At 33.8% G+C, this 14,960-nt stretch carries 14 protein-coding genes; 4 read left to right on the top strand and 10 right to left on the bottom strand.

The window, feature by feature from the left end; genetic code table 11:
* Positions 1-6: 6 nt before the first annotated feature.
* From moaA to rplU, 4 genes are all read right to left on the bottom strand, one after another.
* A complete protein-coding gene (gene moaA / locus F6P99_RS08055) occupies positions 7-1,002 on the bottom strand; it encodes a GTP 3',8-cyclase MoaA (RefSeq protein ID WP_152286959.1) in 996 nt (331 codons plus the stop codon).
* Between the two features lie 80 nt (positions 1,003-1,082).
* Positions 1,083-2,342 (bottom strand): 3-deoxy-D-manno-octulosonic acid transferase, encoded by a 1,260-nt coding sequence (locus tag F6P99_RS08050; RefSeq protein ID WP_226913045.1) that lies wholly within the window; start codon positions 2,340-2,342, stop codon positions 1,083-1,085.
* A 103-nt stretch (positions 2,343-2,445) separates the two neighbouring features.
* Positions 2,446-2,706: a 50S ribosomal protein L27 gene (rpmA, locus tag F6P99_RS08045; protein ID WP_152286957.1), complete on the bottom strand. Its 261-nt coding sequence runs from the start codon at positions 2,704-2,706 to the stop codon at positions 2,446-2,448.
* Between the two features lie 45 nt (positions 2,707-2,751).
* The gene (gene rplU, locus F6P99_RS08040) at positions 2,752-3,246 is read right to left on the bottom strand and encodes a 50S ribosomal protein L21 (RefSeq protein ID WP_152286956.1); all 495 of its coding nucleotides are present in this window, start codon (positions 3,244-3,246) and stop codon (positions 2,752-2,754) included.
* 201 nt (positions 3,247-3,447) lie between these two features.
* Between rplU and F6P99_RS08035 the strand changes: the two genes are divergently transcribed.
* Entirely contained in the window at positions 3,448-4,143 is a 696-nt protein-coding gene (locus tag F6P99_RS08035; RefSeq protein ID WP_152286955.1) for a hypothetical protein, read from the top strand.
* On the opposite strand, the gene aroC is transcribed toward F6P99_RS08035, so the two are convergent.
* The 3 genes from aroC to F6P99_RS08020 form a co-directional block, all read right to left on the bottom strand.
* Positions 4,140-5,201, bottom strand: a complete 1,062-nt coding sequence (gene aroC, locus F6P99_RS08030) for a chorismate synthase (protein WP_152286954.1) — start codon at positions 5,199-5,201, stop codon at positions 4,140-4,142. The two genes, F6P99_RS08035 and aroC, sit on opposite strands and share 4 nt — an antisense overlap.
* Positions 5,202-5,287: 86 nt before the next feature.
* Positions 5,288-6,325, bottom strand: a complete 1,038-nt coding sequence (locus F6P99_RS08025; protein ID WP_152286953.1) for a COX15/CtaA family protein — start codon at positions 6,323-6,325, stop codon at positions 5,288-5,290.
* Between the two features lie 133 nt (positions 6,326-6,458).
* Positions 6,459-7,196 carry a heavy-metal-associated domain-containing protein gene (locus tag F6P99_RS08020; protein WP_152286952.1) on the bottom strand — a complete coding sequence of 246 codons (738 nt, stop codon included), beginning with the start codon at positions 7,194-7,196 and terminating at the stop codon, positions 6,459-6,461.
* Between the two features lie 90 nt (positions 7,197-7,286).
* On the opposite strand from F6P99_RS08020, the gene F6P99_RS08015 reads away from it, so the two are divergent.
* A complete protein-coding gene (locus tag F6P99_RS08015; protein WP_152286951.1) occupies positions 7,287-8,165 on the top strand; it encodes a DMT family transporter in 879 nt (292 codons plus the stop codon).
* Position 8,166: 1 nt separating this feature from the next.
* Here the strand turns inward: F6P99_RS08015 and ruvC are convergent, their stop codons facing one another.
* Complete coding sequence (gene ruvC, locus F6P99_RS08010) at positions 8,167-8,727, bottom strand: crossover junction endodeoxyribonuclease RuvC (protein WP_152286950.1); 561 nt, start codon at positions 8,725-8,727, stop codon at positions 8,167-8,169.
* A 109-nt stretch (positions 8,728-8,836) separates the two neighbouring features.
* Between ruvC and F6P99_RS08005 the strand changes: the two genes are divergently transcribed.
* Positions 8,837-9,751, top strand: coding sequence for a hypothetical protein (locus tag F6P99_RS08005; RefSeq protein ID WP_152286949.1), 915 nt, complete (start codon positions 8,837-8,839; stop codon positions 9,749-9,751).
* Positions 9,735-10,829, top strand: a complete 1,095-nt coding sequence (locus F6P99_RS08000; RefSeq protein ID WP_152286948.1) for a glycosyltransferase — start codon at positions 9,735-9,737, stop codon at positions 10,827-10,829. The genes F6P99_RS08005 and F6P99_RS08000 overlap by 17 nt, the downstream gene beginning before the upstream one ends.
* Positions 10,830-11,056: 227 nt before the next feature.
* On the opposite strand, the gene F6P99_RS07995 is transcribed toward F6P99_RS08000, so the two are convergent.
* Both F6P99_RS07995 and ccsA read right to left on the bottom strand, forming a co-directional pair.
* Positions 11,057-11,572, bottom strand: a complete 516-nt coding sequence (locus tag F6P99_RS07995; protein ID WP_152286947.1) for a DUF2892 domain-containing protein — start codon at positions 11,570-11,572, stop codon at positions 11,057-11,059.
* A gap of 97 nt (positions 11,573-11,669) precedes the next feature.
* The gene (gene ccsA, locus F6P99_RS07990) at positions 11,670-14,882 is read right to left on the bottom strand and encodes a cytochrome c biogenesis protein CcsA (protein WP_152286946.1); all 3,213 of its coding nucleotides are present in this window, start codon (positions 14,880-14,882) and stop codon (positions 11,670-11,672) included.
* Between the last annotated feature and the right edge of the window lie 78 nt (positions 14,883-14,960).

Here is a 14,960-nt window from a genome sequence, read left to right as displayed (position 1 = left end):
TTTTAATTATCCTCCTATGGAAGACATACTTTCTGAAACATTTTTATTCTTCAAACGATTGGCTTCAGCTACAAATCCATCTTTTGGTTTTTTCGCTACCAAATCTATAAATAGCTGTTTCAATTCATCATCAGAAGCTCCGTTTCTTATAAAATCTCTGATATTAAACACACCTTCATCAAACAAACAGTTTTTCAAAAGTCCCGTTGAAGTAATTCGAATTCTATTGCAGTCGTGACAAATAGTTCTTGTATAGGCAGGAATGATTCCGAACACACCATTATACCCTTCAACTTGAAACATATGTGAGGTAGAAGATTTTTTTATAGGCAATCTGTTTACATTGCTGTGAACTGACTTTATTTCATCTAAGATTTTTGTAAAATTCCAAACTTCATTCGTCGTTCTTTTTCCCACTCCGTTAAACGGCATTTCTTCAATAAATCGAATTTCGATGGGTTCTTCTTTTGTAAGTGCTACAAACTTGTTAATTTCATCGGTATTGACACCTGACTGAATCACGACATTCAGTTTTAATTTGAGACTACTATTTTTAAGTTTTTCATAGGTATCCCAAACTTTATCAAAAACATCACGTCTTGTAATTTTAGCAAAATTTTGAGCATCTAAACTATCTATACTCAAATTGACCGTTTTAATTTTCAAGGTTTCTAAAACTTCAATATGCTCAGAAATAAGCGCTCCGTTTGTGGTAATATTTATTTCGTCAAGCCGCTCATTAAACGATAACATTTTTATAAAATCTATGAAGTTTTTTCTAACAAAAGGTTCACCACCTGTTAGTCGAACTTTATTGACTCCAAGTTCAGAAAGCACACGAGTGATGCGATACATTTCTTTAAAAGTCAACAATTCATTTCGCTCAACAATCGCCGCACCTTCTGCCGGCATACAATACGTACATCTTAAGTTACAACGATCTGTAACTGCCAATCGCAAGTAAGTTATTTGTCTCCCAAAAGCATCAACCAACGTATTCATCTCAACAAGTGTTATAAGCCTGTAAAGTTCTGATAAAAAGAGGTAAGAACAAAATTTATCAAGTACTATTAAAGCAGCAATTATTTAATCGTACTATCGATAAATTGACAAATTTTCTCGGAAGCACCCAAACTTTTTTTGATGTAATTTAAAGCCAGTGCACCACGCTCGTTTCTCAACACATCATTATCTCTAAATTCAGTCAATATAGCATCAACGGCTTTTTGATCGCTCGTTGTTATACAACCTCCTATCCGAACCAAATCTTTCGCTTCACGGAATTTCTTATAATTTGGTCCTATTACCACTGGAATACCAAATGTTGCAGGTTCTAAAATATTATGGATACCACTTTTTGTATAGCCCCCACCCACATATGCAACATGTGCTTTGCTGTAAATCTTTGTCAAAATCCCTATGGTATCTGCAACAAACACTTGAAACGAGCTCAAATCCTTTCCTTCCCTTTCAGAATACAACACAGCCAAATCCCCCAGTTGGTTTCGCAAACGCGTTACACCTTCCTCTTTTATGTTATGTGGTGCAATGATAAATTTTTCGTTTGAAGCAGCTTTGTTTTTGATATAATCTACCAACAATTCTTCATCTTCGGGCCAAGTACTACCTGCAACAGTTACATAATTGTTTTGAACAAAATCATTGATAAAATCAAGTTCATTATCTCTGCTTAAAATATCGTATACACGATCGAACCTTGTGTCACCACATACAGTAATATTTGTAAAACCAACCTGCTGCAATAAAGAAGCTGAATCGGCATCTTGCAAAAAGAAATGTGTAAATGATGCTAACTTAGATCGCATCCATACTCCGTAATTCTTAAAATAGATTTGCTCTTTTCTAAAAATACCAGAAACCAATAAGGTAGGAATATTTTTATTTTTCAATTCCTTCAACATATTTGGCCAAATCTCATACTTGACAAATACCGCAATTTTTGGATTCAATAGATTGACAAATTTCTTAGCATTTTCAGGAGTATCTATTGGTAAGTTCACTACAACATTAGCTAAATCATATTTTTTCTGCACCTCATATCCAGAAGGCGAAAAAAAAGTCAAAACAATTTTATAATCAGGGTGTTCCTGCTTGAATTTTTCAATTACGGGTCGACCTTGTTCAAACTCACCCAAGGAAGCACAATGAATCCAAAACACCTTATCACTTTTTGAAATCTCAGAACTTAACTTACCTAGGGTTTCTTTTCGTCCTGAAACAAAAAGCCTTAGTTTACTATTAAAAATCGCGGCTACTTTGACACAAAAAGCTGCCACATATATCAAAAAATTGTAAAGTATTTGCATAGGATAAATGTACATAAATGTAGCTTTAGTTCGTAAGAAAACATTTAACAAACTAAAACAAGAAAACTCCCAACCAAAAATGGAAGGGAGTTTTTAGATTTTTAAAAAATCTTATTTCTTAAGCTTCAAATGCTTCGATAGAAACATAAGACTTATTATCTTTCTTTTTAGTGAACTTCACTAAACCATCAACTTTAGCATGTAAAGTATGATCTTTCCCCATGTAAACATTTTCACCTGGGTAGTGTTTCGTTCCTCTTTGGCGGATGATAATATTCCCTGCGATTGCAGCTTGACCACCATAAATTTTTACACCTAGACGTTTCGATTCTGATTCTCTACCATTCTTCGAACTTCCGACACCTTTTTTGTGAGCCATAATTTCTTATTTTTTGTACCTAAATTAATATAAAGGTATAGTTTATTATTTTTCTTCTTTCTTAGCTGCTGCCTTTTTTGGAGCTGCCTTTTTAGCTGGAGCTTTTTTCTCAGCTGCTTCTTTTTTAGGAGCTGCTTTTTTAGCTGGAGCTTTCTTAGCTGCTGCTTTTTTAGGAGCCGCCTCTTCAGTTGCTGCTTCTTTTTTAGCTGCTGCTTTCTTCTTAGCACCACCTACAGCGATACCATCAATTTGGATTTCAGTTAAGAACTGACGGTGTCCGTTCTTTTTCTTGTATCCTTTTCTACGTTTCTTTTTGAAAACGATAACTTTATCACCTTTTAAGTGACCTAATACTTTAGCCGTTACTTTGGCTCCTTCTATAGCTGGGGCGCCAATAGTAATGTTTTCACCTTCTCCAACTAAAAGAACGTTATCAAAAGTTACTTTTGATCCTTCTTCAGATTGTAAACGGTGTACGTATACCTTTTGGTCTTTTGCTACTTTAAACTGCTGCCCTGCTATCTCTACAATTGCGTACATATGTTTGTAATTTAATTTCTGTTTTATTTAAAACGAGTGCAAATATACTCCTTTTTCATTAATAAACAACATTTTATTCTACTTAAAAAACACCTTTGTTACACCTCTTGCAAACAAAAAAAATAGCCAAAGTGCTCTAAATTGATTTCGTAAAATATATCTGCGAACTCTTTTATATATTTACACCTTACAAACCGTGTTATGAAATTCAAAGTAGTCGTTATTATTTCTCTTTTATTGTTTGCAACTAGTAGTAGTTCTGCGCAACAAAAAAACGCCACCACCGTAAAGGCAATTATTGAAAAATATTTCGATGCTATTGGCGGTAAAGAACGAGCACGACAAATTCACTCTTTCTCTTCTGAAGCGAAAGGAACTCTTCATGAAAAAGACCTGATTTTGATACAAAAAATGATGCTTCCGAATTCGTTTTCCAACGCAATGTCAATCGGAGAAAAAATCATTTCAAAAACTATCTTCGACGGAGAACAGGGTTTGACTATTCAGCAAGGAGAAGAGATTGAATTCACCAAAGACGAAGAAAAACGATATAAAAAGCAACGAAGCATTTTCCCTGAATTTAATTATATAAAATCAGCGAAATACGTTGGTATAGAAAAAGTAGAACGACAAGACTGTTATGTGATTCAGTTTGAAAACAACAAAATTTACTACTCAAAAGACACAGGGCTTAAAAGAAAAGGTGTTAGTATTCAAGAAAAAAACGGAAAGACATTTTTACAACAACTATTTTTCGGAAACTATGTAGCAATTGAAGGATTACTATTTCCAACAAATTTATTAATGGTTGCCGGAAACAATAAAATAGAATTTCAAACGAGATCTATTCTCATCAACAGAGACGTTTCTAAAAAAGACTTCGAAATAAAATACTAAATTTTACTTGCCTGATTTAGCATCATAAAATCTACCAAGACCATTGCAGCCATAGCTTCAACAATAGGAATTGCTCTTGGCACCACACAAGGATCGTGTCTACCTTTCCCCATCATCTCAACCTCGTTTCCTTCTTTATCAATCGTCATTTGTTTTTGAATCAACGTAGCAACTGGCTTGAAAGCTACATTGAAATAGATATCCATACCATTGCTAATTCCACCTTGAATTCCACCAGATCGATTCGTTTTTGTAGACCCGTCCTTATTAAAAATATCGTTATGGTCACTACCTTTCATTGAAGCGCCGTCGAAACCACTACCATATTCAAATCCTTTTACGGCATTGATAGACAACATAGCTTGTCCAAGAGCTGCATGTAATTTATTAAAGATTGGCTCTCCTAAACCAACAGGTACATTTTGAATAACACATGTAATGACGCCTCCTACAGTATCACCTTCTTTTTTAATTTGAGACACGTACTCAATCATCTCTTCTGCTTTTTTCGCATCAGGACAACGGGCAATATTCGACTCAATCAAATCGAAATCCAATTCTTGATAAGGTGTGTCAAGTTTGATATTTCCGATAGCAGATGTATAGGCGTTAATTTTTATTTGAGGAATTACTTGTTTCGCTACTGCTCCACCTACAACCCAGTTCGCGGTTTCACGTGCTGAAGTTCTACCTCCACCACGGTAATCACGATTTCCATACTTTTGATCGTATGTATAATCGGCATGAGAAGGTCTAAAAGTAGTTGCGATATGCGAATAATCCTTAGATTTTTGATTCGTGTTTTCTATTAAAAAACCAATCGATGCACCTGTTGTTTTTCCTTCAAATATTCCTGAATGAAAAGCTACCTCATCTGGTTCTTTACGCTGTGTAACAATCTTTGATTGTCCAGGTTTTCTACGGTCTAATTCTTTTTGAATTGCTTCAAAATCTAGCTCAATCCCTGGAGGACATCCATCAATAACACCACCAATTGCAGGTCCGTGTGATTCACCAAAAGTGCTTACTTTAAAAAGTTTTCCAAAAGAATTTGACATAAAAAATAATTTTTTGCGAAGTTAGAAAAAAGATTTGTAATTCAACTCTGCATTTATTTCAAAAAACAATGCAATTCACAACACTATTATTGATGTGATTGCCCCCTTTTCAGTGTGGCGTTCTGCATTAACAAATAATATTGTGCTCCAAACAATAAGGTACCTGACAACAAGTGAACGGTTTGCGTACCAAAAGGGAAATCACTGTAGAACATTAAAATTCCTGAAAGAGCTTCGAACACCAATAAACCAATAATGTATTTAGGCAATTGAAATCCTAATTTTAATGTTTCGTTTTTATAATATATTAGAAAATTCAATAACACAATAGCGATTGTAAACGAACGATGCACGTAAAACTTGAGACTTGGATTATACAAACTCATTTGTTTGTTTTCAAAACCAAATAGTTTTACTTGTTCATCTACAAACTGTCTTACTTGAGTACCAAGTGCTATTTGAATTACTGACAACAATAACGAGACTATTAATAGCCTTTGAAAAAATGCATTGTAGGGCTTGACTTCTAATTGTTTTTCTGAAAGAAGATGTAATACTTTAAGCAACAAACCAATAATAAACAAACCAGCAACCATATGGATGGTAATTACTGAAGGTTTTAAGACAGAATCTATTACCATCTTACCTAACCAAGCTTCAAAAAGCATCAAAGCAAATGCTCCGAAACACAATAGGGTAACCTTTTTATTCTCTTTCCAATACGTTATTGCACCAGCTATTAAAAACAAAAACACAAAGCCTGACAATACTGATGCCAAGCGATTGATGTATTCTGTCCAGGTATGATAAACATTAAATATAGCGTAATCGTGTTTCGTATAAGGACTCCAATTCTCTGCTTTAAAACTCTGTGATGTCACAAAATCTTCATTCGCATAAATCAAAGTTTCATCTCTAATGATAATCATTCCTTTATCGTATGTAGTTTCAGGGTGCCATTCTAACTGAGCTTCTTCTGTGGGAGGAATATAATAACCGAAACACTTCGGCCAATCAGGACACCCCATTCCAGAACCCGTCATACGCACGACAGAGCCTGCTATATAAATAATATATACCGAAATCAACGCGGCTTTAACGATAGATTTAAAATGCTTTTTCAAGAAAAAAAGTTTAAAATTACAAGGCTACAAAAATACGCAATATTCTAATTTATAACTATTGAAGTTGGTTTTTATCAAATAAAAAAAGGCGCTTCAAAAATGAAACGCCTCTTGATTTTATCATATCGATAAATTATGCTTTTGCCGCACATTTTGCTTTGCAATCAGCAGTAGCTTTCTCACATTTATCACAATCAGCTTTTGTACAATCTTTACTGCACTTCACTGCGCAGGATTTTTTATCAGACTTGCAACATGCTTGTTTCTCCACAGCACATTTTTTCTTACATTCTTCTTGCTTTGCTGCACATTTATCGCAATCTGCTTTTGTACACTCCTTACTGCACTTCATCGTGCAAGTTTTTAAATCAGCAGAACAACATGCCATATTTTTTTTTGTAGCACATTTTTCTAAACAAGCAGTTTGTTTATCAGCACATTTATCACAATTTTCTTTTGTACATTCCTTGCTACACTTCATTGTGCAAGATTTTAGATCAGCTGCACAACATGCAGCATGCTTTGCGTCTTTTAAAGAAACTACTTTATAAGTTTCACCACCTGCAATTGCTTCTATTTTTTTAGAAATTTCTTCTTTAGAAATAACAGATTCGTCGTACACAATTTTCCCTAATTTATCTTCAAAAGAAATTGCCACAGACGAAATTCCTTCTGTTTTAGAAAGTTTAGATTCTATAGTCTTAGCACAACCAATTTCACATGTCATCCCTTCGATACCTACTTCAATCTTCTTCAAATTTTCGGTATTGGTAGTTTTTACGACTTTACTAGCATCTTTAGAAGCTTCTTTACAAGACACTGCTGCCAAAGAAACTAAAATACTTAGGCAAATAATTTTTATAACTTTCATATAATGAGATTTTATTAAGTGCAATTTAGACAGATTCTGATAATTATCCGAAAAAAAAGCTGATTTTTACATTCTATTTACAAAGGTACAATGAAAAACATCAAATGGCTACTCCTTTTTATTCTTGCATTGACTTGGGGTAGTTCTTTTATTCTGATAAAAAAAGCCCTGATTGGCTTGAGCCCTGTAGAAATTGGAGCATTACGTATCATTTTTGCTGGGGTAATTTTGTTTTTTATTGGCTTCAAAAAATTAAAATCTATCGAAAAAAAATTCTGGAAACCTTTAGCCATTGTCGCTATTTTTGGAACATTTTTTCCAGTTTTTCTTTTTTCTTTTGCAATTACCGAAATAGATAGTGGGATTGCGGCTGTTTTAAATTCTTTGACTCCTTTGATTACGATGGTTTTGGGTGTCTTGTTTTTTAATTTCTCTTTTTCAAAAAAACAAGTCTTGGGAGTTTTTATTGGTCTGTTCGGAACGTTGATATTATTATACCACAGCGCTATTCAGAACCCATCAAAAAATTATTTTTATGCAGCTTTAATTTTTATTGCTGCTACAGGCTATGCATTTAGCGTCAATTATATCAAAACACAATTTAAAAAATTAGACTCGGTAAGCATTACTTCAGCGACATTTACATTTTTAATACCACCTGCCTTTTTGGTGTTGTTATTTTCGGGTTTTTTCGAAAAAAATATATCTGAAGAAACCACCTATACTTCCTTAGGGTATGTTTTTATTTTGGCAGCTTTAGGAACCAGTATGGCGATGCTGCTCTTCAACAAACTCATACAAATGTCGAGTCCTGTTTTTTCGGCATCCGTTTCATACCTTATAACCGTGGTGGCTGTTATTTGGGGAGTTATCGACGGAGAGAAAGTAACATTTATTCAATTAATTGCTGCAGTATTAATAATCTGGGGAGTTGTAATTGCGCAAAAAAAGAAAAAAAATAAAGACTGATTTACTTCGCTTTATTCACTTTACCTTCATTTGCTTTTACAAAAGAAGCCCAACCAGAATAGTTCTTACCTCCTACTTTTACACCACTATTATAAAAATGGCAAACAGCAGCCGCCAACCCATCTGTCGCGTCTAAATTTTTTGGCAACGTTTTTAAACTTAATGTACTCTTCAACATTAAAGCGACTTGTTCTTTAGAAGCATTTCCGTTTCCGGTAATCGCCATTTTAATTTTTTTTGGCAGGTATTCTGTAATAGGTATTTGTCTTGACAACCCAGCAGCCATAGCAACTCCCTGCGCTCTTCCTAACTTGAGCATAGATTGTACATTTTTACCAAAAAAGGGTGCTTCAATAGCAATTTCATCGGGATGATATGTATCAATCAACTCAATGGTTCTCTCAAATATCAATTTTAGCTTAGTATAAGGATCATCGTATTTTTGCAATAACAATTCATTCATTTGAATAAATTCCATTTTTTTCTTGTGAACTTTTATCAAACCAAACCCCATAATCGTGGTTCCAGGGTCGATTCCTAAAATAATCCTTTCTGTACTCAAATTGTTGTAGTATTTAATATGAAAAAGAAATTTATTTCTGCTTTCTTTGTAACTTAGAACGAAGATAAAAAAAAGAAGGCAATGCCTTAGCTCAATAGCAACCTAAACATTGGATAAACTCAAAACACTTCAAAACAATACATTCGTCATATATCTTGTAAAAACAAGTATCCTTAGTGCTGCATTTCATCTTATCTATTCTAAAATCACCCATTTTCACTTTTCTGCACCTAGCTTTCAAATAAACGAACTAGTCTTATTGATAGGCTTAACTTTAGGCAATTGGAGTTTAGAAATTGTGAAGTGGAGAACACTCGTTAGTTCCATCAATCCAATTTCATTTCACACAGCTGCGATCCAAAGTTTGGCAGCACATACAGTTTCGGTTATCACACCAAACAAAATGGGAGAATACGGAGCGAAATTATTTTTCTTCAAACCCGTATTACATAAAAAAATAATCAGTCTAACATTGCTTTCTAACGGATACCAGTTATTGGTAACTGTGTTGTTTGGTTGTTTTGGTTTCTATTATTACCGACCTACAAAAATTATCGATTCTCAGTTTTTGCTAATTGCAATTCTTGCGATTGGATTGATAACAGTAAGTATCTATTTTTCTAAAAAAATTAAAAAACTATTTGAATATTTTACTACTATACATAGAATTACTCAATTGAAACTATTCGTTTTGAGTTCTCTGCGCTACCTACTATTTTCTTTTCAATATGTTTACCTATTAAAATTGCTAGGAACACCGAATACATTTACAACATTATTCCCTTTGGTTTGTGTCATGTATTTTACGGCTTCTTTTATCCCTAGTTTTGCGATTACAGATTTTGCGATCAAAGGCTCTGTAGCGTTATTAATTTTTTCTGAAATTCATATACCCAACAACATAATTCTTACAACTGCTTTTGCTATGTGGTTGTTAAACTTTGCATTTCCTGCCCTGATTGGAAGCTTTTTCGTTGCTAAATACAAACCTCAAAACAACTTACAAGATGCTGGTAATTCTTAGTCTGACAGGTTTTATTTATGCTATAACCATTGGTACAATTGCTTTTGGATTTTCTAAAACACCCACCACTGTTGATAAAAAAACGAATCCGGTTTGTAACTTCTCTATTCTCATCGCTTGTAGAAATGAAGCCAACAACCTACCTAAACTATTAAAAAATCTTGAAAGTATTGATTACCCTAAACATAAGTATGAAGTTATTTTTATTGATGACCACTCAGAAGATGACACAAAAAAAATCATTGAAACTCACATCGCGAAACCTACAAGTATTTCCGTTTTAGACAACCAAGGAGTAGGAAAAAAAAGTGCCATCACCTTAGCTGTAAAAAATGCAAAATTTGATTGGATAGTAACAACGGATGCAGATTGCATCGTCCCTTTAACTTGGCTATCTAGCTTTAACAGTTTTCTACAGCAGTACAACTATCAATACATAAGTGCCCCAGTGTCATTACCAAAACCAAAACGTTTTATTGAACACTTTCAAAACTTAGAGTTTTTGAGTCTGCAAGGCACTACCATAGGTACCTTTGGTCTAAAAAAACCAATTATGAGCAATGCCGCAAATAGTTGTTTTTACAAACCTTTGTTTCTATCGGTAAACGGATATACAGGGAATGAAGATATCTCTAGTGGTGATGATGTTTTTCTATTAGAAAAAATCCAAATGGAACACCCAGATAAAGTAGGATATTTAAAATCGGACAAGGCTATCGTATCCACTCAATACGAAAAAAACTGGCATCAATTGACACATCAAAGAATACGATGGGCGGCTAAAGCAACTTCCTATAAAAACCTATTTGGAATTTTTGTTGGCTGCATCGTTCTTCTCGCAAACTTATTAACCATTGCCTCCCTGTTTCTCGGATGGCAAACTACTGTAACTTGTATCCTCACAAAATTTACTATTGACGCTATGTTGTTATTAAAAACCTCTCGTTTTTTCAAACAAAGAATAGATCTCATCCCTTTATTGGCTAGTAGCATAATCTACCCATATTTCAGTGCATATATCTTTATCCTTTCGCAAATAAAAGGTTTTGTATGGAAAGGAAGAGCTTATAAAAAATAGGTTTCTATTGAAATATTTTTTCAATCAAAACATCCATTTTAAATAAAAAAAACAAAGAAATTACCAATAAAATTAACAACAAAACAGCACGTTTGTAATTTTGTTGTTTTCGATTTCTAATTCTGGCCATTGGATTAAGTTCAGGTCTATACGAATATACAAAAAAGACACATAAAAAAACAGCCTACGAAATCGAAGGCTGTTTTTTGTACGTTTTAAAAATGAGATTAGATTTTTTTCATCTGATCTTTCATCATTTTTATTTGGTCTTTTAACATACCATGTTTGTCCAATTTTTTCGCTTCATTTAACAAAGTAGTCGCTTCTCTTTTTCTTCTTTTATGCATCGCTACACCCGCCAAATTTAATTTCGCCATCGCCACATCATGATCCATAGACAACCCAAGACTCAAAGCTTTTTTAAACATTTTCTCTGCTTGTGTCATGCTCGTTTGCGTTACCATCAAACCTTGAAGAAAATAATAATATGCCTCTTGCGGTTTTCTCAAAGCACTCGTTGGATTTTTTATAAAACCTAACCATTTTTGAGCCCCTGCAAAATTTTGTTTTCTGATTTGTAAAAAAGCCAGTAATAAAAACTCGTTTTTAAAGAAAAAGAAAACAAAAACACCTGCTAACAATAAAATTAAAATTCCATTTCCGATATTCTCATCTGCAAATTGAAAACCAGCCCAAACTGTAATCAATACAGCAATTACTATTTTTATATACTTATTAAACATTTATTTATTTTTTAATTATTTCACCTCAATTTGCTATAAATTGAAGTTGCGAATTTACATATTTTTAAGGAATGTAAAGAATTTCAAATTAGAAATTCTACTTACTTTTTTTATAGAACTTTAAGTGTTTTATATATGCCAAGATACCCAATATCGCAACAATCAAAATTGAATAATACACAAAACTCGGTGTTACAATTTTATCACCACTTGCATAAGAATGCAAACCTGATAAATAAAAATTCACTCCGAAATAAGTCATCATAATTGAAGCAAAAGCGTATACCGATAAAATATTATAGGTAAACCTTCCTCTTAAGCCAGGCACCAATCTACAGTGCAAAACAAAAGCATAAATCATAATACTAATCAACGCCCAAGTTTCTTTTGGATCCCAACCCCAATAGCGACCCCAACTTTCATTAGCCCACATACCTCCTAAAAAGTTACCTATGGTTAACATTACCAAACCAACGGTGATTGACATTTCATTGATCACAGTCAATTCATTGATTGTATTGTCTAATTTTTTCTTGTTGTTTTTTGTTGTCAATATCATCAACACCAAAGCAAGGAGTCCTAATATCATCGCCAAAGCAAACGGACCATAACTTGCTACAATAATTGCAACATGAATCATCAACCAATAAGAATTCAAAACAGGTACTAAGTTCGCAATTTCAGGATCCATCCAGTTCCAGTGTGCGATCATCAATATCATGGATGTTAAAAAGGCTGTTGCAGCAATTGTCAATACAGATTTACGTCCAAAAAGCAACCCAAAAAGCATGGTTGCCCATCCCACATAAATCATCGATTCATAAGCATTACTCCATGGAGCATGACCACTCACAAACCATCTTGCACCCAAACCAGCAGTGTGCATAGTAAAAAACAAAATCACAAAACCAACTGAAATTTTGAGTAGTATTTCGATGACTTTATTCGATTTAAAAATCTGAATAATCACCAAAATAAATAATATCAAGCCTGCATACATATAGTATTTGAACAGCTTTTTAAATACATCGTATTTGTTGTAAGCTATTTCAAATTCGATCTTATCATCAGAAGGATACACAGAAGCTCCATATTTTTTCTGAAAATTTTTGATTCCCTCTAATATTTTATCAGCTTCTTCGTAATTACTTGCCGTTTTTGCCTCATGCAATGTTTGAATATACACTGGTAATATTTGTTTTACAAATACCGAATCAACACCTCTAAAAGGCGCACTATACAATTCTGGTTGTGACACCCAAGTATTGTTTGGTTCGTTTGGAATCGGGAAAATTCTTAAAATTCCTCCTCCAATTGCAGAATAGAGCAAACCAACGCGTTTGTCTACATTGATAACATCTTTTTGAAACTTACTTTTAATGCTATTCTTTTGTGCAGCATCCACCTCAGCTTTTATTTTATAACGACCTTCATCATCAATGAAGTCGATCAGGCGAGCATATTTTTCCTTTGTGTCTATGCCCAATATTTCTCTCAACTTGTCATTTCCTCTTTCTAAATAGATTACCGGTACTTGGAACCACAATCTAGGATTTTCAACAATCGATAGAAATACTTGATTGGCATCTAAACCATTGTACGTATCACTTTTACTAACCTTTCTTAGCAATTGTGACGCGAAGGTATGCACTGGTTTCATTCTTCCTCCTGCATCTTGAATCACAAGTCCACTAAAATCTTCAGCATGTTTTGCAGCAACCACATTCGATTGTAAAATTGAATCTATTTGCTGCGGTGTAATTTGATTGATATGATTGCTATGTTCTTGATCTTTGTTATTTGATTGCTCATGTACATGGTTTTGAGTACTGTGATCGTGTCCATCATGCTCGTTGTGTTCATGATCTTGCGCCGTAACTCCAGTTGCCATAAAAACCAACACAGCTAAAGACAACAAAGCTTTTTTCGCTTTGATTTTTTCCAATTTATGACGTAAGTAAGAGAAACGTGTATTTTTCACAAATAGAATCAACATCAAGCCTGCATATAGTAAAAAGTAGCCTAAATACGTTATAGTTGTACCCCAGTAGTCATGATTTACTGACAACCGCGTTTCTTCGTACTGTGGTGTGATGTTATAACTTGACTGAAAAAATTTATATCCTTTATAATTCAAAATATTATTCATAAAAACTCTAAAATCAAATGTCTCTGACGGATCAATTACTGTAATTTCACTGGCATATGACATCGCACTTTCAGAACCTGGATATTTTTCTAACTGAAAATCATTTAGTTTTATTTTAAAAGGAAGAAAAATTTCTTTTGCTCCATAACCTACTCTAAAGTTAAGCCCTCCCAATGAAAATTGCGTTGGAGGATTTGTAGTGTACTGCCCACCATTCACATCAATCACTTTTGATTCATTTTTTGTCGTCACTTTAAATCGCAAAAGATGTTCAGGAAATTGGTCTTTATCACCAGAGGTCATTTTCATAGCCCCAGTTAATGGAGGTTTCGGTACAACAAAACTCATCCCGGCAATGTTATGCAAGGTCAAATATTTAAACGTCTCTAATTTATTCTTTTCGACTTTCCCTCTCAGTTGGTCGGCCATCCTTAAAAATGTTCCTTCGAACATTGATTCCATTTTCAATTCCTCGTCTACATACTCAAAATTCACCAAGGCATTTTCTTTATGTTCAAAACCGATCAATACACCATGAACATTTTCTATATCTCCTTGTTTGATATAATGGTCATGTCGACTTCCACTACTCGACTCAACAAAATGAATGTATAAATCTCCCTCTTCAGATTCCGCAAAATTTGTTGTTGCGTTTGGAATAAATGCTTCCAATTCGAAATGTGCTTCTTGCCCTCTAAAATCTGTTGTAAAATTGTAATTATTTTGACCCCAAGAAGATAACAAAACCGGATCATAAACCACGCGTTGGTCTTTGTTATCATCCATTGTAACTTTTAAGTAAGTTTGATCTGAATAAAAAACATTCGAAGTTTCACCTTCTTTGATTGGCATAATTCCCTCATAACTGATATAACGAGTTACACCTGCCCCTAACAGAATAAAAAAGAAAGCCAAGTGAAACAATAACACAGACCATTTTTCTTTTTTGTACAAACGGTATCTAAAGATATTACCAAAAAAATTGACTGCAAACAACACCATGATCCATTCAAACCACCAAGCATTGTATACTAAAGCTTTCGCCGTTTGAGTTCCGTAATCATTTTCAATAAATGTTGCGATTCCCATTGCAGTAGCAAAAATCAAGAATAACAAAGCCATTAATCGTGTACTGAAGAGTAGGGCAAGAATTTTTTTCATCGTATTGTTTTGTTCTAAAATCTCGAGTTTTGTAGCCCTTTTTAATTTAAGGCTACTTCTTTTTATCATCTGGGATGC

The organism is Flavicella marina (assembly GCF_009193215.1).
Taxonomy (GTDB): domain Bacteria; phylum Bacteroidota; class Bacteroidia; order Flavobacteriales; family Flavobacteriaceae; genus Flavicella; species Flavicella marina.
The sequence above is the reverse complement of the archived record's forward strand: the minus strand, read 5'-3'. Positions and strand labels throughout refer to the sequence as shown.